We start from the raw sequence: 22,571 nt of genomic DNA, 5'->3' as shown, positions 1-22,571 counted from the left end.
CGTTAAAAAAAATGATCGGCCGCCCTTCTTTTGGTTCGTTTTCTCAGGCGAGTAAGAAAATGAACAAATAAAAATTATCTAAAAAATTACTTCACTTTAAAACGTATACACCGTGCCTACCGACAAGCAGGCCAAGCAAATCAGTGGTTTAAGCATTAATTATATGCCCGCCGCCAGCCAGCCAATGGCTGGCTGGCGGCGGGCAAACATCTGCAAACTCAAGAACGAACCTGCCCTTCGCCATAGACCACATATTTCGTAGAGGTTAAAGCTTGCAATCCCATTGGACCCCTGGCGTGGAGTTTTTGAGTACTTATTCCCACTTCAGCCCCCAAACCATACTCTCCTCCATCAGTAAATCGTGTTGAGGCATTAACGTAAACCGCGGCAGCATCAACCTCTTCCGTAAATCTCTTTGCCGCGGAATAATCCTCGGTTACTATAGCTTCGGAATGATTGGTCCCGTATTTTTGAATATGCAAGATTGCCTCATCTAAAGATTCCATCACTTTAACAGCCATCTTTAAATCTAAATATTCGGTTTTCCAATCTTCCTCGGTTGCTTTATTCACTCCGGGATAAACAGAACATGTAACGGGACAACCAAAAACTTCAACATTCCTTTCCTGAAGTTCTTTTAAAATTTTAGGAAGAAAAATTTTAGCTACATCTTTGTGGACAAGCAAAGTTTCGGCCGCGTTGCAAACACCGGGACGCTGACATTTTGCATTTATCACAATTTTTTCAGCCATGCTTAAATTTGCCAACTTATCTACATATATATGACAATTACCAAGGCCGGTTTTTATTACCGGAACGGTTGAATTTTCAATCACGGATTGAATTAAAGATGCTCCCCCTCTGGGGATTAAAACATCAACGTAGTCGTGCATCTTCATTAATTCAGTAACAGCGGCCCTGTCCGTAGTTAAAACAGATTGGATACTATTTTCGGGAAGCCCTTCTTTAACTCCCGCATCTGCAAGGATATTAGTTAAAATAAGGTTTGAATTTATAGCTACTGAACCACCGCGCAAGATAACTGCATTGCCTGATTTAACGCAAAGTCCCGCCGCGTCAACAGTTACGTTTGGCCTCGCTTCGTAAATTATTCCAATTACACCTAAGGGAACTCTGACCTGCAATATCTCAAGCTCATTTGGCAACTTCCAACCTTTTATTATTTCACCAACCGGATCTTTTAAGAAAGCTACCTCTCTAAGCCCCTTCGCCATATCTTCTATACGAGCTTCGTTTAAAAGCAATCTATCAATTAACGCCTTGGTAAAGTTTCTTTTTTTGCCTTCTTCTAAATCTTTTTTGTTGATTTCAATAATTTCCTTGGTATTTGTAATTAAAGCATCCGCCATTGCACGCAAAGCACGATTTTTTATCTCAGTAGAAATGTTTGCAAGCTTTACCGATGCTTTCTTGGCTTTCTTCCCTAGCTCTAAAACTTCACTCATATTTTTCCTCCAAAATAATCTTATTTTAGCAACAAAATTATTAGACTAACTTAAGTTCCTATATTAAACTTTCCATTTTTAACTTTCTACTTTAAAACTACCAAACAATCTCTGTGAATTATCTCTTCACTTGCTTCCTCGGAAAGTTTTTTAACAACTTCACCTCTTCTTAAACCTTTAATTTTTTTAATTTCGTCAGAACTAAAGTTTGTAAGTCCTTTCGCAAAAATCTCACCATTTAAATCTACAATATCAACTGAATCTCCAACGCTAAATTTTCCAAAACAATCTATTGTTCCCGCGGGAAGTAAGCTCTTTCCTCCTTCAATAATGGCTTTCTTCGCGCCATTGTCTATCTTAATTTTCCCTTTAGATGTGTGCCCAAATGCTATCCAGAGTTTTTTGCTTGAAACCTTTTTCTTTTTAGGAAGAAAAACGGTCCCCACAGGCCGGCCGTCAACTATATCAAGAACAACGTTAGGTTTTCTTCCATCCGCTATAATCATACAAACACCGGAAAATGTGGCAATCTTGCCGGCTTGAATCTTCGTTATCATGCCGCCTGAACCAAACTTAGTCCCCACGCCACCAGCTAAAGATTCTACCTCTGAGGTTATATCCTCCACCTCACAAACAAGTTTCGCGTCTTTGCGCAAACGAGGATCAGCCGTATAAAGACCCTCGATATCAGAAAGCAAAATTAAAAGATCGGCTTTGATTAAACTCGCTACCAACGCCGCCAATGTATCGTTGTCACCAAATTTTATCTCATCAATCGCCGTGGTATCGTTCTCGTTTACAACCGGGACGACTCCCAACTCAAAGAGCTTATTGAGGGTGTTTCGAGTGTTTAAATATTGTTGACGATGGGTAACATCAAATTGAGTTACTAAAACTTGCCCAACTTTAAGATTATATTTATTGAAAAGATTAGCATAGCGCTCAACCAACAATCCTTGCCCAACCGAAGCAGCTGCTTGAAGTTTGGGAATTTCTTTTGGCCGAGATTTTAATCCCAAGCATTCAATGCCCGCCGCAATCGCCCCAGAAGTTACAACAAGAATCAAGTGGCCTTGCTTTCTCAACATGGCCACTTGATTCACCAGACTCTCCATCTGTTTAGAATTCAATCGGCCGGAAGAGGTCGTAATCAAACTAGTGCCTATCTTAACAACAATTTTTTTTCTACCACTAAGATGTTTTCTTTCCATTCTTTTCTCCTCAACGCAACTAATTTAAGTCTCCAGAGGATGAAAGTCAAACGTAACAGAGCCAATCATTACAACATCGCCGTCACGTACCCCGGCTTGAATTAGCTTTTTCTCAAGCCCTATTTTATTAATCCTATCTTGAAGGTAACTTACTGCCTCTTCGTTGTCAAAATCCGTCATGGCCACTATCCGCTCAATCAACTTGCCTTTTACTAAAAAAACATCATCTTTTTTTAAAATTGTAAATTCTTTATCGTTTTGTTTCTTGTTGAAGGAAAAGACTTTGTGAGTTTTTTGTTCTTTAATTTCCAAGACATGTTCAGACTCCTGCAATATTTTTTCAACTTCCCAAAGAAGCCCGTCCAACCCTTCGCCCGTTACCGCAGAGATTGGGAAAAAAGGATAATCACGTTTCTTAAAATACTTAATAGCTTTTTTTAAGTTTTCCCTACCTTGCTCAATATCTATCTTATTGCCGGCTATAATTTGCGGTCGTCTTGCAAGTTCAGAATTATATAGATAAAGTTCCTTATTTACCTTTTCAAAATCGTCTTCAAAATCCCTACCTTCAACTTGAGCAAGATCAACAACGTGCACTAAGATTGCAGTCCGAGATACATGACGCAAAAAAGCATGCCCCAAACCAGCCCCCTCGTGCGCTCCTTCAATTAAACCGGGTATGTCGGCAACAACAAAACTTTTATGCTCTGGAAGGCTTACAACACCTAAGTTGGGAACCTTAGTTGTAAAGGGGTAATTTGCTATCTTTGGTTTGGCAGCCGAAATACGACTTATCAACGTAGATTTCCCGACATTTGGATAACCAATTAAACCAACATCAGCAAGCAATTTAAGCTCAAGCAATATCCAACTTTCTTCGCCTTTTTCCCCTTTCTCGGCAAATCTGGGTAATTTTCGAGTAGACGTTACAAAATGCGTATTTCCTCTGCCTCCTCTTCCTCCATGAGCAACAACTACTTTTTGACCTTTTTTGATAAGATCAAAGATGATTTCACCATTTAAATTTTTCACAACGGTCCCCGGAGGGACTCGAAGAACAATATCGGCGCCATTTGCCCCATGCTTATTGTTTCCTTGACCGTGTTCTCCTTTTTTTGCCGTAAAGTGACGTTTATAATGAAAATCCATCAAGGTTCTAAGACCCTCATTGACCTCCAATATCACGTTTCCGCCCGAGCCGGCATCACCACCATCCGGTTTCCCTTTGGGCTTATATTTTTCGCGATGAAAACTCATGCAACCGTTTCCACCGTCACCACTTTTAACAAATATCTTTGCTTCATCGATAAACATACAAATCACCAACTATCATTATAATAAAAAAAGTTCTGACCTGAAAATTAAAGATCAGAACCTCTTAAAAACAAATTTTAAGTTTCACTTTTTCATCCATTGTTAAACATTGGCTATAATGTCTATTTTCTTGCCACTTTTACTCTTATAAAACTTAACCGTACCATCAATTTTTGCAAAAAGAGTGTCGTCACAACCCCGACCCACATTTAAACCGGGTTTAAACTTAGTTCCTCTTTGCCTAACAAGAATGCTTCCAGCTGTAACAGTCTCCCCGCCAAATCTCTTTATGCCTAATCTTTGCGCGTTACTATCTCTTCCGTTTCGACTACTTCCTAATCCCTTTTTATGAGCCATTTAAATTTCCTCCAAAAAATTTCTTTAAAAATTTTAACAAAAAATACAACCTCTTGTCAAAAAAAAGCATTTCAGATAATCTATTTAGACTTTGGTTTGCTCGCAGTTTTTGATTTACTTGTCGAGCTCTTTTTTGAAACCGAAGATTTTTTAGTTGTCTTTTTTGTTGACGACTTAACCGCCGTTTTCTTGGCTGGTTTAGCCACAACTTTTTTTACCGCTTTTGTTGGTGCCTTTTTAATTGTTGGCACTTTTACTTCTTTTTTTGTAACTATCTTTGCTCTTTCGGGAGCTTTAGATTTCTTCTCGCCAATTGAAATCTCATCAATCATTACTTTAGTTAAAAGTTGGCGATGGCCTCTTTTCCGTCGGTAACCTTTTTTAGCTTTGTGTTTATAAATGATTACCTTGTTTCCTTTTGCTTGCTCAACGATGGTGCCTTTGACATTAGCTTTTGACAAGTCGCTTGATTCCACCATCTTCTTGTCTTCGTCTGCCACAAAAATTATATCTTTGAGTTCAATTGAATCGCCAACATTTCCATCAACCTTTTCTAGCAATACAACTTCCCCCGCTACAACCTTATACTGTTTTCCTCCAAATTTAATTAACGCGTACAGAGCCAACTCCCCCTTTATATTTACACAAGAAGTAATAATATCGCACGAATCTTTCCATGTCAATCAATGGTTTTCATTAAATTTATATAAATTTTCCTTACGTCTGTTCTGGAGCCCTTTACAACCAATTCAAAATCACCACTTGGAACACTTGAATCCTCAACAATATATACTATCTTCCTTGCCCGCTTTTGCAATTTCTGTAATTTTTCCTGATTTTTGCCAATCACAAAATCAGCCACATCGGGATGTATTTTAAATAAAAAAGCTCTTTCGGGATTCGAAACGCAAAACGCATATAATTTTCTTTTAAGATTTATAAAAATAGTTTCTTTTGAAGGAATTTTGCCCGTACCCTTACAGCAAGAACAAGTTTCATACAAAATATCCATTATTCCTTCTGAAACATTCTTCCTCGTCATTTCAGCTAAACCTAATTTGGATATCTCAACAACTTTGCTCTTTGTTCTATCACAAGCAAGAGCGTTGTTAAATGCTTGAAACAGCTTTTTTCTATGCCGCGGATCAATCATATCTATAAAATCGATAACAACAATGCCGCCTATATCTCTGAGACGAATTTGACGAGCAACTTCATCAGCCGCCTCAAGATTTGTTTTAAATATCGTCTCTCCCAAACTTGTTTTGCCAACATATTTTCCTGTATTAACATCAATCGCTGTAAGAGCTTCTGTTGGATCAATGCTTATATGGCCTCCTGAACGAAGCCAAACTTTTCTATTTAATGAACTTTCAATTTGAGAGTTAATATTAAATTTATCAAAAAGAGGCATACTGTCCTTATATAGCTGGACCTTACTCCTAAACTCCGGGTTTGTTTTTTTTAAATAACTCATTATCTTTTTATATCTTTGCGGACAATCGATAATTAGACGCTGAAAATCTGAAGCAAATACATCCCTTACCATTTTTAAGGCAAGTTCTTCTTCAGAATAAATCAAGTTAGGTGATTTGCTCCGGTCGGCCTTTGTTTTAATCATATTCCATGCTCGTTTTAAATAGTTCAAATCTTTCTTTAAATCATCAAGCTTGGCTCCCTCGGCTGCGGTTCTTATAATCAACCCCATATTTTTCGGTTTAATCTTCTTTCCAAACTCCTTCAATTTCTTCTTTTCTTCTTCGGGAAGACGCTTTGAAACTCCAAGCACATCGCCGTAAGGCATTAAGACAAGGTATTTACCCGCCAGACTAATAAAAGTTGTAACTCTTGCCCCCTTAGTTCCCATGGGTTCTCGTGTCACTTGGATTAAAACATCTTGACCTTTTTTAAGCATATGTTGAATTTTTAAAGGAGTAGTAGACTCCATTTCTTCTTCAGAAAAAAGAACTTCATCTACATATAAAAAAGCGTTTTTTCTTAGCCCGATATCAATAAAAGAGGCTTCCATCCCAGGTAAAACATCTTTTACTTTACCTAAATAAACATTTCCAACAATAGAATGAGTATCAATTCGCTCAATATAAATTTCAGCAAGTTTTGAATCTTCAACAATTGCCACACGAACCTCATCCTCGTCCGCGCTAATCATCATTTCTTTAATTTCTGCATCCATTAAATCTCCTTAATTTTGTTTCAGCTTCATACCCATAGGGTCATAAAATTCATTACTTATTTTAGCATACAAGCCAGTACGATGAATATTTAATATTTTGTAACCTCCGCCACATTTAACCCCGCTAAAAAGTAATTTGATTAACAAATCAGGGCGCGTGCTTCCTAAGTCTCCGATAGACAATAAGGCATTAATGGTCACTTCCCCCAATTTAAAATCGACAATTTCAATACAAGAAATTGCCTGTTTTGTTAATAAAACTTTTTCTTTTCCTTTCTTTGTAAATTTAAGTTCTTTTTGAGACAACAAGGTATTAATTTGACTTTCAATATCTTTAACTTCTAACGACGAGATTTCTATTTCTATTTGATATTTAGCAAAATTTACAAATTTTGTTATTGAAGGTTCAGGTAGAGGTGTGTATTCTGCTTGGTAAATATTTAAACCATCAGGAAGCGTTGTGTTTAACAAAAGTACCGCTTCTTTTAATGAAAGCTTTTTGCTTAAAAATATGTCCCCATATTCAGACTCGCTGCTCACTCCAACTGGAAGAGGAGGCCCGTAAGAAACTTTAACTCTTGGGTTAAACCCTTCAGTCAAAATTAATGGAAAATTTGCTCTTTTTAAAGACTTTTCAATAGTAGATATAAGGTCAAGATGTGATATGAATTTTAATTTTCCCAATTTACCATATTTTATCCTCAATCTATATATTGGTTGATGGGTTTTCTCCGTTATTTTTTGGCTTTTTAGTCTCCTGTTTTCTACTTTTTGCCCTCTGCTTTTTGCTTTTTTAATCTTTAAATTTTCACTTTTAACTTTTTGACAAACCCCGCAGTTATTGCAGAAGCTAAAACGACAATCTTCCGTTAATCTTTGTTGAAGTGCTTTTTCGTATTCGGATTTAAGATAGTCCTTAGTAACCCCGGGGCTTATATGCTCCCAGGGTAAAATTTCATCGATAGAGCGTTGCCGATTCGCATAGAAATCAATAGACAGCCCTTCTTCTTCCAGAGCCTTCTCCCACTTTGAAAAATCAAAATACTCCCTCCAGGCATCAAATTTACAACCCAACTCCCAAGCTCTTTTAATTACACCGGCAATACGCCGGTCACCTCTTGCTATAACCCCTTCAATTATGCCTAGTTTTGCCTCATGCCATTTAAAAGAAACATATCTTCCCCGTAAATGCTTCTTTAAAAAATCCTGTTTTTCCAACAATTGGTCTAATTTGTTTTGACCAACCCACTGAAAAGAAGTATGAGATTTTGGCACAAAAGAGGCAACACTTATATTTACTTTAAATTTGTGCCTTTCTTTAGGTGGAATAATCTTTAATCCTAAATCTACAACCTTATTTACTAAATTGATTATTCCCTGTAAATCTTCCTGAGTTTCCGTAGGTAAACCTATCATAAAGTAGAGCTTGAGCCTTCTCCATCCATTTTTAAAAGCCAATTCGGCCGTTGAAATTATATCTTCTTCAGTTAAATTTTTGTTTATGACATCTCTAAGCCGTTGCGTTCCAGCTTCAGGAGCAAACGTAAGACCAGGTCTTTTAACACGTTGAGCCCCTTCTTTTCTACGCGCAAGATGCTCTGCAAGACCTATTGAAAATGTATCCATTCGTAAAGACGGAAGAGAAATAGCAATACCACTTTCTCCATATTGACTTGCTAAATCAGAAACCAATGTTTCAATTTCACTGTAATCACTGCTGCTAAGGGAAACAAGGGATATTTCATCATAACCGGTATTTTTTAACAGCTCTTTAGATAAACTTTCGAGCTTACTTAAAGAACGCTCCCTTGCGGGACGATAAATCATCCCGGCCTGACAAAATCTACATCCCCTGGTACAACCTCTCGTAATTTCTAGAGAACATCTATCGTGTATAACCTCAGTAAGTGGAACTACCGGGGCTACCGGAAATTTTGCTAAATTTAAATCTTCAATTAATCTCTTTTTAACTATCTTTGGTGCTTCTTTAGAAATTGGCTTTATATTTTTTATAAGCCCGGAAGAATGATAGTCAACTTTATATAATGATGGAACATAGATACCCTCTATCTTAGCTAAAGACTTCAGTATGTCTTGCTTTTTAGCTCCTTTTTTCTTTAATTTCTTAAATTTATTTATAATTTCATAAACCAAATCCTCCCCGTCCCCTAAAGCAAAGAGATCAAAAAATGATGCAAGGGGTTCTGGATTAAAAGCACATGGGCCACCGCCAATAATTAAGGGATAATTATCTTTTCTATCTTTAGCTAAAAGAGGAATCCCGGCTAAATCAAGCATATTAAGAATATTTGTAAAAGTCATCTCATATTGAAGTGTAAAACCAAAAATATCACACTCGTTGACTAAAAAATGTGACTCAAGAGTAAAAAGGGGAAGATTTTTCTCCCGCATTTTCTCTTCCATATCCACCCAGGGAGCATAAACACGCTCAATAACAACATCTTTTTTCTCGCTTAAAATTTCGTAAAGAATTTGGAGCCCTAAATTCGACATCCCCACTTCATAAACATCCGGATAAGCTAAAGCAAAAACTACATCGCCTGATTGAGGTATTTTCCTTTTTACGTTCCACTCATTATCTATATATCTAACCGGTCTCTCAATTGAAGATAAAATATTTTCAATTTTTGGCCAAAGACTCTTCAACGCGCAACCTTCAACTCTCTTGCTGCCTCCAAAGCAATATCTTTTATTTCCTCAGCCGACAAATCACTGATTCCTTTTTCGAAATATTTGTTGGCAGCTTCCCCTATCGCTATTGTGCCACCATAAGCAACAGCCGCCTTCGTAGCAAAGCCAATTAGGGGTAAAAAGGATAATAGTTCCCGAGCAATGGCTCTAAAGATAAATCCCCCGCTTATAGCCATGATTATCTCCTTTGCCCTCGATAAACCAATTTCTTTTTCATAGACAGCGGCAATTTTTAATATCATCCTAATCTGGTTTGTGGTAAGCAAGGGCATATCGGCTCCCGGATAAAGAGGAATACCTGCTATAACAGCGTTTTGTAAAGCTGTACTCTTTATAATATGCTTTATAACGGGTAACTTAAATTCCGAAATCTTTATTGCTAAAGACAACATCTTCTTACTGCAACGGCGAATAATCGCTGGAATTAATTCATCGCTTATGTTCACGTCTTTTAAAGCTGAAACTAAAACTATGTTTGGTAGAAATCTTTCCAGATAATCACTTACAGTCTCAAGCTGAGCCCCCAGGTCTTTTGGAATATCAATCTTATTAACTACTAAAAGAAAGGGTTTCTCAATGCTTTCAAGATGCTCTAATAAATTCATAATTTTATTGCTAATTTTTTTTGTTGCATCCACCGCTACTAAAACTAAATCTGCTTCATCTATTTTGGGAGCAAATTTTAACAAACTGTCTTTGGGAGTTAGATTAACTAAAGAAAAAATCTCATTTTTACCAGAGGTAATTTTCTCAATTAAAGATTTTTTCCCTACTTTCTCTTCTCCAATAACCAAAATTGAAATGGGTAAACAAGATTCTCCTTTTATCTCTTTTAACGCTTTTAAAATTGCCTTTGTTTTAAGAGATCTCCATCTTCTTTTTCTCATTGTTTTTCCTCCGTTTATTTAAATCTACGAGCATAAATATTTAACAAAAGACCAACCCCGGCAAAATTTATCAACATTGAACTTCCCCCATAACTAAAAAACGGAAGAGGTATTCCCGTTATAGGCATGATTCCCATGGTCATTCCAACGTTAACCAAAACCTGAAAAAGCCACATTGACGAAATACCGACGGCAACCAAGGTGCCATAAAGATTCCCCGCCGACGCCCCTATCGCCAAACCTCTGGTTATCAAAATAAAGTATAATCCTAAAAGAAAAGACGAACCCAAAAACCCTAATTCTTCACCGACAACTGAAAAAATAAAATCCGCATGACGCACGGGTAAAAATTTTAAACCGGTTTGCGTTCCCGAAAAAAGCCCGGTTCCTAAAAATCCACCCGAACCGATTGCCACTTTAGATTGCAGCAAATTATAACCTGCCCCCAGGGGATCTGCGCTGGAATTAAAAAAAACCATTAACCTGCTCATCTGGTACTCTTTTAATAAATTAAATTGAAAAATAAGAAAAATAACTAAAACAACAATACCAAAAATTAAAAGAGCATGCTGCCATTTCAACCCGGAAATAAACAACAATCCCAATGTTATAGCCACTAAAACTAAGCCTGTTCCTAAATCTGGTTGAACAACAATTAAAAGTAAAGGTAAGCCCACATAAGCAAAGACAGTAAATAGTTCAGATATTTTCCCAATGTTACCTTTTTTATCAGCTAAAACCGCGCTTAGAGTTAAAATTAAAATTATTTTTGCCAGTTCAGACGGTTGAAGATTAAAAAACCCTATCGATATCCAGCGCGTAGCTCCATAAGTTGTAAGTCCAATTAAAAGCACAAGAAGCAACAAGGCAATATTACCGATATAAAGCGGAACCATATAATGCCTAAACCAATTATAGTTCAGAAGAGCTATCCCCACAGCAACTAAAATACCCAACAATGTAAAAATTATTTGCTTCTTCAAATAAAAGAACGGATCGCCTTGCGAGCTGCGAGTAGCGCTATATACCATCAAATTGCCATAAACAACTAACAAAGTCGTTATTGCAATTAAACTAAAGTCTATAAATCTAAACCATTCAAAAACACCATGTTTTTTCATTAAATCACCTTTACCTGGATCTATCCAAAACAGTTACCGGACCCGTTGAGGGAATGTCATGCACAGCAGCCAATATCCTCCGAGCCGCCGGAGCCGCGATAGAACCACCATGCCCGCCTTGTTCAATTAAAACAACTACAACATATTGTGGCTTATCCAAAGGAGCATAACAGGCAAACCACGCAAAATCATCCTTACTTTTAACTTGAGAAGTTCCTGTTTTACCCGCTACCTTAATGGGGAAACCCGCAAAAGCATTCTTTGCGGTACCATCCACTATCACTCTTCGTAAATCTTTTTGTAGTTTCTCAATAATGGTTTTGGGAACGGGGATATCTAACACTTTTTCCTTCTTGAATTCGTGAATTTCTTCTCCTTCGGCTGTTAAAACATTCTTTCCTAAATGTGGTTTCCAAACTGTTCCGCCATTGGCTATGGCGCTGTAAACACTTGCAATTTGAAGCGGCGAAGTTAGTAAATCACCCTGCCCGATGGCCAGATTGACCGTATCGCCGGGCATCCATGCCTGATATTCCGGATAGTTTTCGTTGAATTTTTTCTTCCACGCCTTGTCGGGAACCCTTCCCTTCGTCTCAGAGGGCAAATCAATACCTGTTTTGGAACCTAAATTAAATTCACGAGCCCATTTTTGGAGTTTTTCTCCTTTTTCTTTATATAATTTATAGCCAATTTCGTAAAAAACAACATCACAGGAATTGCTCAACCCTGAGCTTAAATTCATTTGTCCATGACCACTTCTTTTCCAACAATATCGAGCCCAACTTTCTCCCATACCGGTCCATTTTCCCGTACAATTAAAAGTGCTATTGTAGGAAATCACTCCTTCCATTAATCCTGCCAAATAAGTAATCGGTTTAAAAACCGAACCTGGAGCATAAGAACACATCATGGTCCGATTAAGAAGAGGAAATCCTGAAGTCTCATCGTTTAATCCGGCCCATTGTTTTGAAGAAATTCCCCCTGTAAATAACGAAGGGTCGAATGTGGGATAACTTGCCATTGCTAAAATCTCGCCTGTGTTTGGATTCATTACCAATGCCGCTCCGGCATTAGCATCTTTATAACCCTCCTTATTTGCCGCCTTAATTGCTTCCTGTAAAGATTTTTCTGTAGCGAGTTGGAGATTATTATCAATGGTAAGTTGAAGGTTGTTCCCGGCAACGGATTCGTTTTCGTCAAGAATCCTGATTACTTTTCCTGAAGCATCCACCTCCAACTGTTGAAAACCTCTTACGCCACAAAGAATTTCTTCATATTGCTTCTCTGTTCCGCTCTTTCCTATTAAATCCCCCAGCTTGTAATCTTTATCTTTCATTTTCTCAAACTCGTCTTCAGATATTTCTCCAAGATATCCAAGAACATGAGCCGCTACTGTGGAGGTAGAATAATTTCTAACCGGCTCAACTTTTACTTCCACTCCTAAAAAATCGGCAGAATGTTCTTTAATATAAACTGCGGTATCTTCATTTATGTCATATTTAATCGTTCTTGGTTTTAGCGGGTCAACCTTCTTATCTTCCAGCTTTTCCTCAATTTCATTGGGAACCATATCCAAAAGTTCACTCAACCGAAGCAAAACATCTTTATTCTTTAATTCTGAAGGAATAACCGTAACGACCAAGCTGGGACGATTATTGACTAAAATCTCTCCATTTCTATCATAAATTACTCCTCGAGAAGCACTTATTGAAACAGTTCTAACTCTATTACTCTCCGCCATTTCGAAATATTTTTCCCCAGCAATAATTTGAAGAGTCCAGAGTCGTCCCAAAAGCACACCGAATGCAATGATAACTATTACTCCGGCTATAGCTAGTCTCTTTTGTATTGAATCATCGAATCTTACCATCTAATCTTTACCTACTTTAGCGTAGATTTTTTCCCTCATAGAAAGTCGCTTCTCTTTCAAATAATAGGCGCTCTTTTTTTCGAGTTAATATTTTTAAAAGAAGCAGGTAAATAGGCAATGCCAACAAACTGTCATAGATTGCGCTTGGAATAATCACTCTAAAAAAAATTTGCCGCAAGACAATGATGTCCCCTATCAAAAAAGAGAATAAAACATAGATAATTTGAGCACTCAAAGAAGTTAAAAATACCACAATTACCGGTAAAAAAAGATTTTCGCCAACTACATTTTTCTTTGCTAAACCAGCCAGATATCCAACAATGGTTTTTGATAAAGCCCCAAGGCCCATATTTCTTATTGTTACTAAGTCTTGCAGTAACCCACCCATAAACCCAGCCAACGAACCCCAAACGGGTCCTTCGATTAAAGCACAAATTGTAATTACTATTAAGACCAAGTCTGGCTGAACTCCGCCAATTTCAAAATAAGGGACTATTGTAGTTTGAGATAAAAAAACTATAAACAAAACCAAAAACAAGGTTAAAAAAGATTGCACATTAATCTCCCTCTTCAAGCAAGGGCGGAACAACAGGCACGATATCTGTGATAACAAAGACCTCTTCTAAATTAGAAAAATTTACATATGATTTTACCTGTATGTTTTTGTACAAATCATAAGGAGTTTCTTTAACTTCGCTAACAGTCCCAATGAATAATCCTTTTGGAAAGATACTCCCTACACCAGAGGTTAAGATGGGTTCGTTTTTATTTACTTCAACATTTTTTGCAACATAATTCATCACCAATCTACCCGTCGCTTGACCCTCTACAACTCCTGTTTCTCCCGAATTTAATAATTGGGCAGCAACCCCGCTTCTTCGATCAGTTATTAACTGAACCTGAGCAGCATTAGGCGAGACCATAATTATTTGTCCAACAAGGCCTTCCCCAACCACAACCGGCATGTTCTTAGAAACTCCATCTTTTGACCCTTTGTTTATAGTTAAGGTTAATTGCAAATTATTTGAAGATCTCCCAATAACCCTTGCAAGCAAAGTAGAGTAATGCGTCTTTTCTTTAAAACCAACTAATTTACGTAAACGCTCATTCTCTTTTTCCATAGCTTGCATGGTAATAATTTGTTGCTTTAAATTTACTACCTCATCTTTTAGTCTTTCATTTTCCGAGCTAAGGTGCCCAATATTAGTTACATGTTTCCACGTATTATGAAAAGGAGAGACTGTTTTTGAAATACCCGATTGGATAGATGCTAAAGAGTTTGTGGCAAAAACCTGAGTTTTATGCAATATTCCTTCATTAGTTTCTCTAAAGTAAAAAGTTAAAATCAGAATACTTGCAAATATTAAAATAATAAGGGTGAGCTTATTTAAACCACCCCTCCGAAGACGCAAAATTTAACACCTCTCAATTTTTTAATACATTCACGGCAGCTAACGTTGCACACCAATGAGTATTTTTTTAAGTACGCTTATTTCTTCCAGCGCTTTTCCTGAACCTATTACTACACAGGTCATAGGGTCATCTGCAAGATAAACAGGCATTCCTGTTTCTTGTCTCAATCTTTCATCTAATCCCTTTAAAAGAGAGCCTCCACCGGCAAGAACTAATCCTCTATCCATAACATCACTTGAAAGCTCGGGAGGCGTTCTTTCCAAAGTGGCTCTTATTGCCCCAATGACAGCATTAAGAGGCTCATTGATGGCAATTCTTATTTCTTCTGAAGAAAGTGTTAAATTTTTGGGCAAACCGGTTAAAAGATCCCTGCCACGAACTTCCACATCTTCCTCTTCTTCAAGAGGATAAGCCGAGCCTATTTCAATCTTTATCTCTTCGGCCGTTCTCTCGCCAATCATCACATTATATTCTTTCTTCACGTGGTTGATAATGGCCTCGTCAAATTCGTCTCCGCCAACTCTAATTGATTCACTGCAGACAATACCGCCAAGCGATATTACCGCAACTTCAGTGGTTCCTCCTCCAATATCGCATACCATATTGCCGGTTGGCTCATGAATTGGAAGTCCCGCGCCAATTGCCGCAGCCATCGGTTCCTCAATTAAATACGCGGCCCTTGCCCCAGCTTGAATAGTTGCTTCAAAAACCGCCCTTTTCTCAACCTCCGTTACTCCGGATGGCACACAGACAACAATTCGCGGTTTAATAGCAAATTTTCTTTTATGAACTTTTTGTATAAAGTAACGAATCATACTTTCAGTTACATCAAAATCAGCAATTACGCCATCTTTCATTGGACGGATAGCCACAATATTCCCAGGCGTTCTACCCAACATCCTTTTTGCTTCAGCGCCAACAGCAAGAATTTTCCCTGTTTGTTTTTCAATTGAAACTACCGATGGTTCCATTAATACAATACCCTTGCCTTTTACATGGACAAGTGTAGTTGCTGTTCCTAAATCTACTGCCATATCTTTACTAAAAGGAGCTATCAAAAAATCTAACACATAATCATCCTTCCTAAAAATTTAAAATTAAATAGACTTATAAATACTAACAAATATTAGCAAAACAATAAACAAAAAGGTAATTTACTGCTTTTATTGTTTAATTTCAACCCATTTGCTTAAACTAAGTTCTTTTCTTTAAGGCTAGTATACTCTCCATCGCCTATTATGACATGATCCAACAATTCTATCCCCAAAAGCTTCCCTGCTTCGCTTAGCCGTTGAGTAGTAACAACGTCCTCTTTGCTTGGCGAAGAGTCCCCACTTGGATGATTATGGACAACTATTACCGAAGCAGCACTGCACTTTATCGCAAATTTATATACTTCTCGCGGGTGAACAATGGAGGAATTTAAATTCCCGGTGGAAACTTCCACTATTTTTAAGACCTTGTTCTTGGTATTTAAAAGTGCTGCTTTAAAACATTCTCTATCAAGATATCTCATTTCCGCCATAAATAAATCGACCACATCTTTGGGATTTGTTATAAAATTCCCTTTCTCATTGGAGATAGTATTCATTCTTCTTCCAAGTTCAACTGCCGCCACAATCTGAGATGACTTGGCCTTTCCTATGCCATTAATTTCAGCCAGCTCCTCAGGACTTGTAGATACCAAATTTCTCAAATTTTTAAATTTACTTAAAATACGCTGGCCAAGCTGTAAAGCCGTTTCTCGCTTAGTTCCTGTTCCAAGAAGAATTGCCAATAATTCAGAATCAGAAAGACCACTCGCCCCATAACGAAAAAGCCTTTCGCGAGGCCTTATATCAAGCGGTAGTTTTTTCATAGTTAAGTGATAGTTAGATATTTCCATCGGTTCCTCGTAAATTAATAGTGGCAACTCGAGTTTTTGAAAATTCAGGAATAGAAACAGCTTTTTTTACAAAAAGGTTAGCAATTATCCCGTTCAGCGTCCCTGTTATAACCGCGGCCAAAATAAGAACGGGAACCTGTAAAATTACTCCCCAGTGCTTGATAAATAATGTTACGGCTAAAATTAATTGAGTTATGTTGTGAGAAGTGGCTCCGGCAACGCTTACGCCAACTAAGCTAAATTTGCCATAAAACATTTTATAAGTAATAAGCATAACGACTGTGCTTACAAGGGCGCCTCCAAGACTAAAAATAAAGGCAGGAGTCAAAAAAACCCCCGTTATTATTGAACCAATTAAAGTGCGAGCTATCGCATTAAAAATACAGTCTTTCCAAGAGAAAAAAACCACTAAAATTAAGGTCACGATATTTGCCAAACCTAATTTAACACCAGGGACTGAAAACATCGGCAAATAAAGAAATTCAATAACGTAAAGGGCTATTCCTATCGCAAGAAAAAGTGCCAAAATTATCATTTTTTTAACATTATAAGAAGAATCTGCCAATCTAATCACCAACTACATGCATCAATTTTATTTTCAGCATTATCTCCAATAATCTTAATTATAACTTCATTGGGGACGCAAATTATAACATCACCCGATCTGTTAATCCATCCCCGCGCCATACAATTATGATTGGGACAAGGGGAGCAAACCATTCTTACCTTGCCCTCCGCAACTTCAATTAAACTTTCACCTATAAGCCCTTTTACCTTTATTTTTTTTGGATTTTCTAAATTAATCGAACATCGTTCAACTTCATGTCCGCTTACAAGAATTACAACTTCTTCACCTTTTTTGCCTGAACCAAATACGCTAAACCCTCCAACAAAAGCAAAAAGAGCCAAGAAAAGTAGGATACAAATGAAGATTTTATCGTAGCGAGTTAACATGATTACCTCAAAAGTTTAATTCAACAATTTTTGGTCATTACCTAAGAATAAAGTTTATCATTCCCGGTTGAAAATTAACAATAAAAAAAACCACAGTTCAAACTATGAAATTAAGTATTTTTAACAGAAATTTCTTTTTTATCAGGACAAAGCATGAGCTTCTAAAAGAGTTGCAATGCAACCTGTCGGACATTTCTCTACACACTTCTGACAATTAATACATTTTTCATAATCAATAACCGCAAGATTATCAACCACATGAACGGCATCAGATTCACAAACCTTTTCGCATGCCTTGCAACCAATACATCCTTTTTTACATATTGAGCGAACTATTTTACCCTTATCGTGCGAGCGACAAAAAACATGAACTTCTTGATTTTCAGGAACCAAAGCAATAATTTTTCTCGGACAAGCCTCTACGCAAGCTCCACAACCCCGGCACTTTTCCCAATTGATATAAGGTAATCCATTTTCACCCATAGTAATAGCCCCAAAAGAGCAAGCTGCCATGCAACTTCCAAATCCCAAACAACCATATACACAAAGAGAGGGGCCGTTAGCTATTTGTTGGGCCATTTGACAATCAAGCTTACCGTCATAAATATAGCGATGAACAACTTCGTTCTTCCCCCCACCGCAACGAACAATAGCCTTCTTTGAAATTTTTTCTTCTTTTACTTCAATTCCCAATACAGTTGCAATCTGATTTGCTACTTCTGCCCCTCCTGCCACACAGGCTAAAGGAGAAGCTTCACCTTTAGCAATAGCTTCGGCAAGACCGTCGCAACCGGGATACCCACAAGCCCCGCAATTAGCTCCGGGAAGAACTTCTCTAATATGTTCGATTTTTGGGTCTACTTCAACGTGAAAAATCTGCGAAGCGATAGCTAAAATAGCCCCCAGAACAAGTCCCGCGCCACCAAGCACTAAAGCTGCTTTAATTATTATACTAGTATCCATTTTTCAATCTTTCACCCTTCAAAAATTCCTGCCAATTATAAATTCTTTGCAATACTCTAAATCACCATGTCTCCAGGTCTCTAAGTAACTATCTTATATGCCAAATAATCCTTTAAATCCCAAAAAAGCTAAAGAAGAAAGACCGGCTGCTATAAACGCTATTGGGAAACCCTTAAATGAACGTGGTATCGGGGCAATCTCAATCCTTTCCCTCATGGCCGCAAACATTATAATTACCATTGAAAACCCTAAAGCGATACCAATTGTATAAACCAGAGCTTCTCCTAAACTATAATTATATTCCAAACTAAGCTTCCAAAAACCCGGCTTAACGCTCTCTGTTGCAGCAGCTAAAACTGCACAATTCGTTGTAATAAGGGGCAAATATATACCCATCGCCTTAAATAAGGCCGGGCTTACTTTTCTTATCACCATTTCAACAAACTGAACAAGCGAAGCTATAACAAGAATGAACGCAGGAATATACAAAAAATCTCCAACCCCTAAAGGATTGAGCAAGAAATTCCAAACTCCCCAACAAACCATAGAAGATAACGTCATAACAAAAATTACCGCCATGCTCATTCCAATAGAAGTCTCAAATCTGCTGGAGACTCCAAAGAAAGGACATAATCCAATGAATCTGATAAGTAAAATATTATTTATTAAAAACGCGGCTAAAAATATTAAGAACAATCGTTCCATCTATTCTCCCTTCCCTTGAATCTTTCGCAATAAACCCATCAGTATCCCAAACGTAAAGAAAGCACCGGGGAAACTTTGCAATATCTGAGGTGGCTGAAATCCTTTTAACGAAACAATGGTGTTTTCAAAAGCAACTATCTGCCCCGTTCCTCCAAGCTCACGAATAACAGCTATTATAAGAAGAGCTAATGTATAACCAAACCCTTTGCCTAATCCATCTGCTATAGAGCGGATAATCCCATTTTTAGAGGCAAAAGCTTCCGCGCGGCCAAGTATTATACAGTTAACAACGATTAAAGGAACCCATACACCTAAAGCTTCGTAACCAGCCGGGAAAAATGCCTTCATACTCAAGTCGACAATGGTCACAAATGAAGCAATTACAACAATAAATACAGGAATTCTTATTTGACTTGGAACTATTTTGCGAATTACCGAAATTAAAATATTTGAAGAAACCAGAACAAAGCTCGCAGCTACTCCCATAAAGATAGCATTTTCGACCTTGCTTGAGACCGCTAAAGCAGCACAAAGACCAATAACTAAACTAAATAAGGGATTTTCCTCAATTATTCCAATGGTAAAATCCCGCCATACGCTTCGTTTCATTTATCGCTCCCCGCAAATTCCTTAAAAACTTTAGCTGCATCTCTCACATCTTGAGTTACAGCTCTTGAAGTTATTGAAGCTCCGGAAATTGCATCTACATCGCTACCTATCTTTAAAGTATCATTTACAGTTTTCCCTGCAAACTGCTCAATAAATTCCGGCTCTTCGACAACCCTGGAGCCAACACCCTTCGTTTCACCGGAGACATCCAAAATCTTAATGCCCGCTATAGTTCCATCGTTATTAATGGCAATGGCAGCCTTAACCAGCCCTCCATACCCACTGGACCCCGTCATAACAGCAACACCAATTTTTTTACCATCCTTACTTACATTAAAAACAGCTTCCAAACCCTCTATGGATTCTTTACCTTTTTCCAATGCTTCAATATTTTCCTCAAGCCCAGCACCCTCAACCTTAAAAAGTTTCAACAAATCCTTGTACTTTTCTCTCATTTCCCTATCTTCTCGTTCTGTTACTATTGGTTGTGTAATGGAATAAGTGGCGGCCAAAGCACCTGCGGCAATACCGCAAACCAACATAAGCGTTAAAGATAATCTTAAAAAATAGAGAATTTTTTTCACTTGGTTTTCACCAACCCGTATTTCCTTGGTCGAGTAAATTTGTCAATTAAAGAGACAAAAGCGTTCATAAATAAAATTGCAAACATAATTCCTTCGGAATAGCCTGAATAAAGCCTTATGAGCATAATAACCAACCCGCAACCAATACCATAAACAACTCTTCCTTTTCTTGTAACCGGAGAAGTTACAGGGTCCGTTAACAAAAAGAACGCTCCAAGAAGAAGTCCTCCTCCTAAAACATTCAGCAAAATGTTTGTTTTTGCGATAAAGCTTATAAACATAACCGTGCCAATAAAACTAACCGGGATACGCCAGTCTATAACCTTCTTTGCAATGAGAATCACACCACCTAAAATAATCAGTAAAGCAGAAACTTCTCCCAAACATCCCCCGCGATTTAAGAAGAATAACGGCTTATAAACAACCGAGAGGTCAGCCACAAGCGTTCCCGCTCTTACTTGGCTTAAAGCCGCAAGAGGAGTGGCCGTTGTAATTGCATCCAGTTCTTTTAATGAAGCAAACCAGCTATTGGCCATTATTTCCGGCCACGAGACAAAAAGCATGGCTCTTCCCACAAGAGCAGGATTAAATATATTATAACCAAGACCTCCAAAGAGTTGCTTTCCAAAAAATATGGCTAGAAAACCACCTACAAGCGGAATCCAATACGGTACTTTTGGCGGTAAAGTAAGCGCCAAAACCAAACCGGTTAATATGGCGCTTCCGTCTATTACCGTAATAGGCATATGTCTATATTTTAGAACTATAATTTCTGTTATAACGGTAGCAATTATTGACAAGCATATTGTTCGAAAAGCATAGCCGCCAAACAAATAAATATCCAAAATTACTATGGGTAAAAGGGCTGAAATTGTCCATCCCATCAGTTTTCCGATAGTTTTCTCGCTTTTTATGTGCGGAGGAACAGAAACGATTGGTTTTAAACTCATTTAATTGCCACCCTTCTTTCGATTGCTCACAATTTTAGCTTTTGCGTGCCTTATGAGCTGAATGAGTGGTCTATGGGCCGGGCAAACATAACTACAAAGTCCACATTCTATGCAGTCCATTACATCTGCTTCTTCAGCTTGATCTATCATTTCCACCTCTGCATATTGGCCAATATAGTTTGGCATTATAGAAACAGGACAAATCTGAATACAGCTTCCACATCTTATACATGCCCTGGAATCGGATAAATGTACCATCTCTTTTGGCAAAACAACTATACCTGATGTTCCTTTGATAACTGGAACATCCAAATCAAAAAGAGCAAAACCTGTCATTGGACCACCAAAAACAATTTTTCCGGGATCCCCTTTAAAACCTCCACATTCTTCAATTAAATGACTCACCGGAGTTCCTATTTTAACTCTAAGATTTTTTGGTTCATTTATTCCCGGGCCCGCAACAGAAAGAATGCGCTCGGTAAGAGGTTTACCCTTCCTTACAGCTTCCGATATGGCTATCACCGTTCCAACATTTTGAACTAAGGCCCCCACTTCGCTGGGAATACACCCACTTGGAACTTCTTTGTGTAAAAGAACTTGTATAAGCTGTTTTTCAGCCCCTTGAGGATATTTTGCAATTAAGGGAACTACTTTTATATTTTCTTCAGAGGAAACCAAATCACTTATGTGATGAATGGCATCAATCTTATTTGTTTCAATTGCAATGTAGCCTTTTTTTGCCCCAAGCGTTTTAAGAATAATTTTCAACCCGTCTATTATAGCTTCGGCATTTTCAAGCATATTTCGGTGGTCACCGGCAATATATGGCTCACACTCACAACCATTAATTATGACATCGCTTATGGGCTTATCTTTCGGAGGTGTTAATTTTACGTGAGTTGGGAAAGCCGCTCCACCCAAACCTGCTAAGCCGGCTTCTCGAATAGCTGTTCGGACTTTATCCGGGTTCGTGATTTCCTCATCGGAGAGACCTTGAAAGGAAAGTGTCTCTTGTTTACCGTCGGGAGCTATAACTACGCTTAGAACCTTGTTCCCCGTGTGATTTAACCTTGGCTCAACAACCACTACTTCACCTGAAACACTTGAGTGCACAGAAGCTGAAACATATGAATCGGAGTTGCCAATTTTTTGGCCGACCAAAACCCTCTCTTCTGCTTTCACTAAAGGATTACAAGGCGCTCCTATATGTTGGGACAAGGGGATAACAACTTCCGCTGCCAGCGAAGCATCCTCAATTGGCTTTTTCCCAAGCACTTTTTTTGGAAGTTCATGTTTAGGTGGAAATATTAATCCTTTTTTAAGGATCTTAAGCTGACCAAAAATGTTTTGTGCCAGAGCAGCTTCCTCCATTAATA

At 37.9% G+C, this 22,571-nt stretch carries 22 protein-coding genes; all 22 read right to left on the bottom strand.

Annotation, left to right across the window (positions count from 1 at the left end; genetic code table 11):
- Positions 1 to 218 precede the first annotated feature (218 nt).
- Positions 219 to 1,466 carry a glutamate-5-semialdehyde dehydrogenase gene (locus Q7U95_RS04550; RefSeq protein ID WP_308752227.1) on the bottom strand — a complete coding sequence of 416 codons (1,248 nt, stop codon included), beginning with the start codon at positions 1,464 to 1,466 and terminating at the stop codon, positions 219 to 221.
- A gap of 86 nt (positions 1,467 to 1,552) precedes the next feature.
- Entirely contained in the window at positions 1,553 to 2,677 is a 1,125-nt protein-coding gene (proB, locus tag Q7U95_RS04545) for a glutamate 5-kinase (RefSeq protein WP_308752225.1), read from the bottom strand.
- 24 nt (positions 2,678 to 2,701) lie between these two features.
- Positions 2,702 to 3,991: a GTPase ObgE gene (gene obgE / locus Q7U95_RS04540; RefSeq protein WP_308752223.1), complete on the bottom strand. Its 1,290-nt coding sequence runs from the start codon at positions 3,989 to 3,991 to the stop codon at positions 2,702 to 2,704.
- A 102-nt stretch (positions 3,992 to 4,093) separates the two neighbouring features.
- The gene (rpmA, locus tag Q7U95_RS04535) at positions 4,094 to 4,348 is read right to left on the bottom strand and encodes a 50S ribosomal protein L27 (RefSeq protein WP_308752221.1); all 255 of its coding nucleotides are present in this window, start codon (positions 4,346 to 4,348) and stop codon (positions 4,094 to 4,096) included.
- 80 nt (positions 4,349 to 4,428) lie between these two features.
- Entirely contained in the window at positions 4,429 to 5,031 is a 603-nt protein-coding gene (gene rplU / locus Q7U95_RS04530) for a 50S ribosomal protein L21 (RefSeq protein ID WP_308752219.1), read from the bottom strand.
- Complete coding sequence (locus Q7U95_RS04525; protein WP_308752217.1) at positions 5,028 to 6,542, bottom strand: Rne/Rng family ribonuclease; 1,515 nt, start codon at positions 6,540 to 6,542, stop codon at positions 5,028 to 5,030. Before Q7U95_RS04525 ends, rplU begins: the two co-directional genes overlap by 4 nt.
- Before the next feature lie 9 nt (positions 6,543 to 6,551).
- The gene (locus tag Q7U95_RS04520; RefSeq protein ID WP_308752216.1) at positions 6,552 to 9,209 is read right to left on the bottom strand and encodes a TIGR03960 family B12-binding radical SAM protein; all 2,658 of its coding nucleotides are present in this window, start codon (positions 9,207 to 9,209) and stop codon (positions 6,552 to 6,554) included.
- Positions 9,206 to 10,141: a hypothetical protein gene (locus tag Q7U95_RS04515; RefSeq protein WP_308752214.1), complete on the bottom strand. Its 936-nt coding sequence runs from the start codon at positions 10,139 to 10,141 to the stop codon at positions 9,206 to 9,208. Before Q7U95_RS04515 ends, Q7U95_RS04520 begins: the two co-directional genes overlap by 4 nt.
- Before the next feature lie 14 nt (positions 10,142 to 10,155).
- Positions 10,156 to 11,262, bottom strand: coding sequence for a rod shape-determining protein RodA (gene rodA / locus Q7U95_RS04510; RefSeq protein ID WP_308752212.1), 1,107 nt, complete (start codon positions 11,260 to 11,262; stop codon positions 10,156 to 10,158).
- 10 nt (positions 11,263 to 11,272) lie between these two features.
- Positions 11,273 to 13,132, bottom strand: coding sequence for a penicillin-binding protein 2 (gene mrdA, locus Q7U95_RS04505; protein ID WP_308752211.1), 1,860 nt, complete (start codon positions 13,130 to 13,132; stop codon positions 11,273 to 11,275).
- Between the two features lie 16 nt (positions 13,133 to 13,148).
- A complete protein-coding gene (gene mreD / locus Q7U95_RS04500) occupies positions 13,149 to 13,688 on the bottom strand; it encodes a rod shape-determining protein MreD (protein WP_308752208.1) in 540 nt (179 codons plus the stop codon).
- Position 13,689: 1 nt separating this feature from the next.
- Positions 13,690 to 14,544 carry a rod shape-determining protein MreC gene (mreC, locus tag Q7U95_RS04495; RefSeq protein ID WP_308752206.1) on the bottom strand — a complete coding sequence of 285 codons (855 nt, stop codon included), beginning with the start codon at positions 14,542 to 14,544 and terminating at the stop codon, positions 13,690 to 13,692.
- 39 nt (positions 14,545 to 14,583) lie between these two features.
- Positions 14,584 to 15,615, bottom strand: a complete 1,032-nt coding sequence (locus Q7U95_RS04490) for a rod shape-determining protein (protein WP_308752204.1) — start codon at positions 15,613 to 15,615, stop codon at positions 14,584 to 14,586.
- Positions 15,616 to 15,734: 119 nt separating this feature from the next.
- Positions 15,735 to 16,430 (bottom strand): DNA repair protein RadC, encoded by a 696-nt coding sequence (radC, locus tag Q7U95_RS04485; protein WP_308752202.1) that lies wholly within the window; start codon positions 16,428 to 16,430, stop codon positions 15,735 to 15,737.
- Positions 16,417 to 16,995, bottom strand: a complete 579-nt coding sequence (locus Q7U95_RS04480) for a Gx transporter family protein (RefSeq protein WP_308752200.1) — start codon at positions 16,993 to 16,995, stop codon at positions 16,417 to 16,419. Before Q7U95_RS04480 ends, radC begins: the two co-directional genes overlap by 14 nt.
- A 5-nt stretch (positions 16,996 to 17,000) precedes the next feature.
- Positions 17,001 to 17,384, bottom strand: a complete 384-nt coding sequence (locus tag Q7U95_RS04475; protein WP_308752198.1) for a NusG domain II-containing protein — start codon at positions 17,382 to 17,384, stop codon at positions 17,001 to 17,003.
- A gap of 141 nt (positions 17,385 to 17,525) precedes the next feature.
- Positions 17,526 to 18,347, bottom strand: coding sequence for an RnfABCDGE type electron transport complex subunit B (locus Q7U95_RS04470; RefSeq protein WP_308752196.1), 822 nt, complete (start codon positions 18,345 to 18,347; stop codon positions 17,526 to 17,528).
- Positions 18,348 to 18,440: 93 nt separating this feature from the next.
- Positions 18,441 to 19,052, bottom strand: a complete 612-nt coding sequence (locus Q7U95_RS04465) for an Rnf-Nqr domain containing protein (RefSeq protein ID WP_308752194.1) — start codon at positions 19,050 to 19,052, stop codon at positions 18,441 to 18,443.
- Complete coding sequence (rsxE, locus tag Q7U95_RS04460; protein ID WP_308752192.1) at positions 19,053 to 19,661, bottom strand: electron transport complex subunit RsxE; 609 nt, start codon at positions 19,659 to 19,661, stop codon at positions 19,053 to 19,055.
- A complete protein-coding gene (locus Q7U95_RS04455; protein WP_308752191.1) occupies positions 19,658 to 20,245 on the bottom strand; it encodes an FMN-binding protein in 588 nt (195 codons plus the stop codon). The genes rsxE and Q7U95_RS04455 overlap by 4 nt, the downstream gene beginning before the upstream one ends.
- Positions 20,242 to 21,195, bottom strand: a complete 954-nt coding sequence (locus tag Q7U95_RS04450) for an RnfABCDGE type electron transport complex subunit D (protein ID WP_308752189.1) — start codon at positions 21,193 to 21,195, stop codon at positions 20,242 to 20,244. The genes Q7U95_RS04455 and Q7U95_RS04450 overlap by 4 nt, the downstream gene beginning before the upstream one ends.
- Positions 21,196 to 22,566, bottom strand: a complete 1,371-nt coding sequence (gene rsxC / locus Q7U95_RS04445) for an electron transport complex subunit RsxC (protein ID WP_308752187.1) — start codon at positions 22,564 to 22,566, stop codon at positions 21,196 to 21,198. It lies immediately after the preceding gene.
- Positions 22,567 to 22,571: the final 5 nt, after the last annotated feature.

The sequence above is a fragment of the Candidatus Oleimmundimicrobium sp. genome (genome assembly GCF_030651595.1).
Classification (GTDB): Bacteria; Actinomycetota; Aquicultoria; order UBA3085; family Oleimmundimicrobiaceae; genus JAUSCH01.
The sequence above is the reverse complement of the archived record's forward strand: the minus strand, read 5'-3'. Positions and strand labels throughout refer to the sequence as shown.

Excerpts from the sequence above, each read along its gene's own strand:
- Q7U95_RS04550 (WP_308752227.1), bottom strand. The coding sequence starts at position 1,466 with ATGAGTGAAGTTTTAGAGCTAGGGAAGAAAGCCAAGAAAGCATCGGTA.
- proB (WP_308752225.1), bottom strand. The coding sequence starts at position 2,677 with ATGGAAAGAAAACATCTTAGTGGTAGAAAAAAAATTGTTGTTAAGATA.
- obgE (WP_308752223.1), bottom strand. The coding sequence starts at position 3,991 with ATGTTTATCGATGAAGCAAAGATATTTGTTAAAAGTGGTGACGGTGGA.
- rpmA (WP_308752221.1), bottom strand. The coding sequence starts at position 4,348 with ATGGCTCATAAAAAGGGATTAGGAAGTAGTCGAAACGGAAGAGATAGT.
- Q7U95_RS04525 (WP_308752217.1), bottom strand. The coding sequence starts at position 6,542 with ATGGATGCAGAAATTAAAGAAATGATGATTAGCGCGGACGAGGATGAG.
- Q7U95_RS04515 (WP_308752214.1), bottom strand. The coding sequence starts at position 10,141 with ATGAGAAAAAGAAGATGGAGATCTCTTAAAACAAAGGCAATTTTAAAA.
- rodA (WP_308752212.1), bottom strand. The coding sequence starts at position 11,262 with ATGAAAAAACATGGTGTTTTTGAATGGTTTAGATTTATAGACTTTAGT.
- mrdA (WP_308752211.1), bottom strand. The coding sequence starts at position 13,132 with ATGGTAAGATTCGATGATTCAATACAAAAGAGACTAGCTATAGCCGGA.
- radC (WP_308752202.1), bottom strand. The coding sequence starts at position 16,430 with ATGGAAATATCTAACTATCACTTAACTATGAAAAAACTACCGCTTGAT.
- Q7U95_RS04475 (WP_308752198.1), bottom strand. The coding sequence starts at position 17,384 with ATGTTAACTCGCTACGATAAAATCTTCATTTGTATCCTACTTTTCTTG.
- Q7U95_RS04470 (WP_308752196.1), bottom strand. The coding sequence starts at position 18,347 with ATGGATACTAGTATAATAATTAAAGCAGCTTTAGTGCTTGGTGGCGCG.
- Q7U95_RS04465 (WP_308752194.1), bottom strand. The coding sequence starts at position 19,052 with ATGGAACGATTGTTCTTAATATTTTTAGCCGCGTTTTTAATAAATAAT.
- rsxE (WP_308752192.1), bottom strand. The coding sequence starts at position 19,661 with ATGAAACGAAGCGTATGGCGGGATTTTACCATTGGAATAATTGAGGAA.
- Q7U95_RS04450 (WP_308752189.1), bottom strand. The coding sequence starts at position 21,195 with ATGAGTTTAAAACCAATCGTTTCTGTTCCTCCGCACATAAAAAGCGAG.
- rsxC (WP_308752187.1), bottom strand. The coding sequence starts at position 22,566 with ATGGAGGAAGCTGCTCTGGCACAAAACATTTTTGGTCAGCTTAAGATC.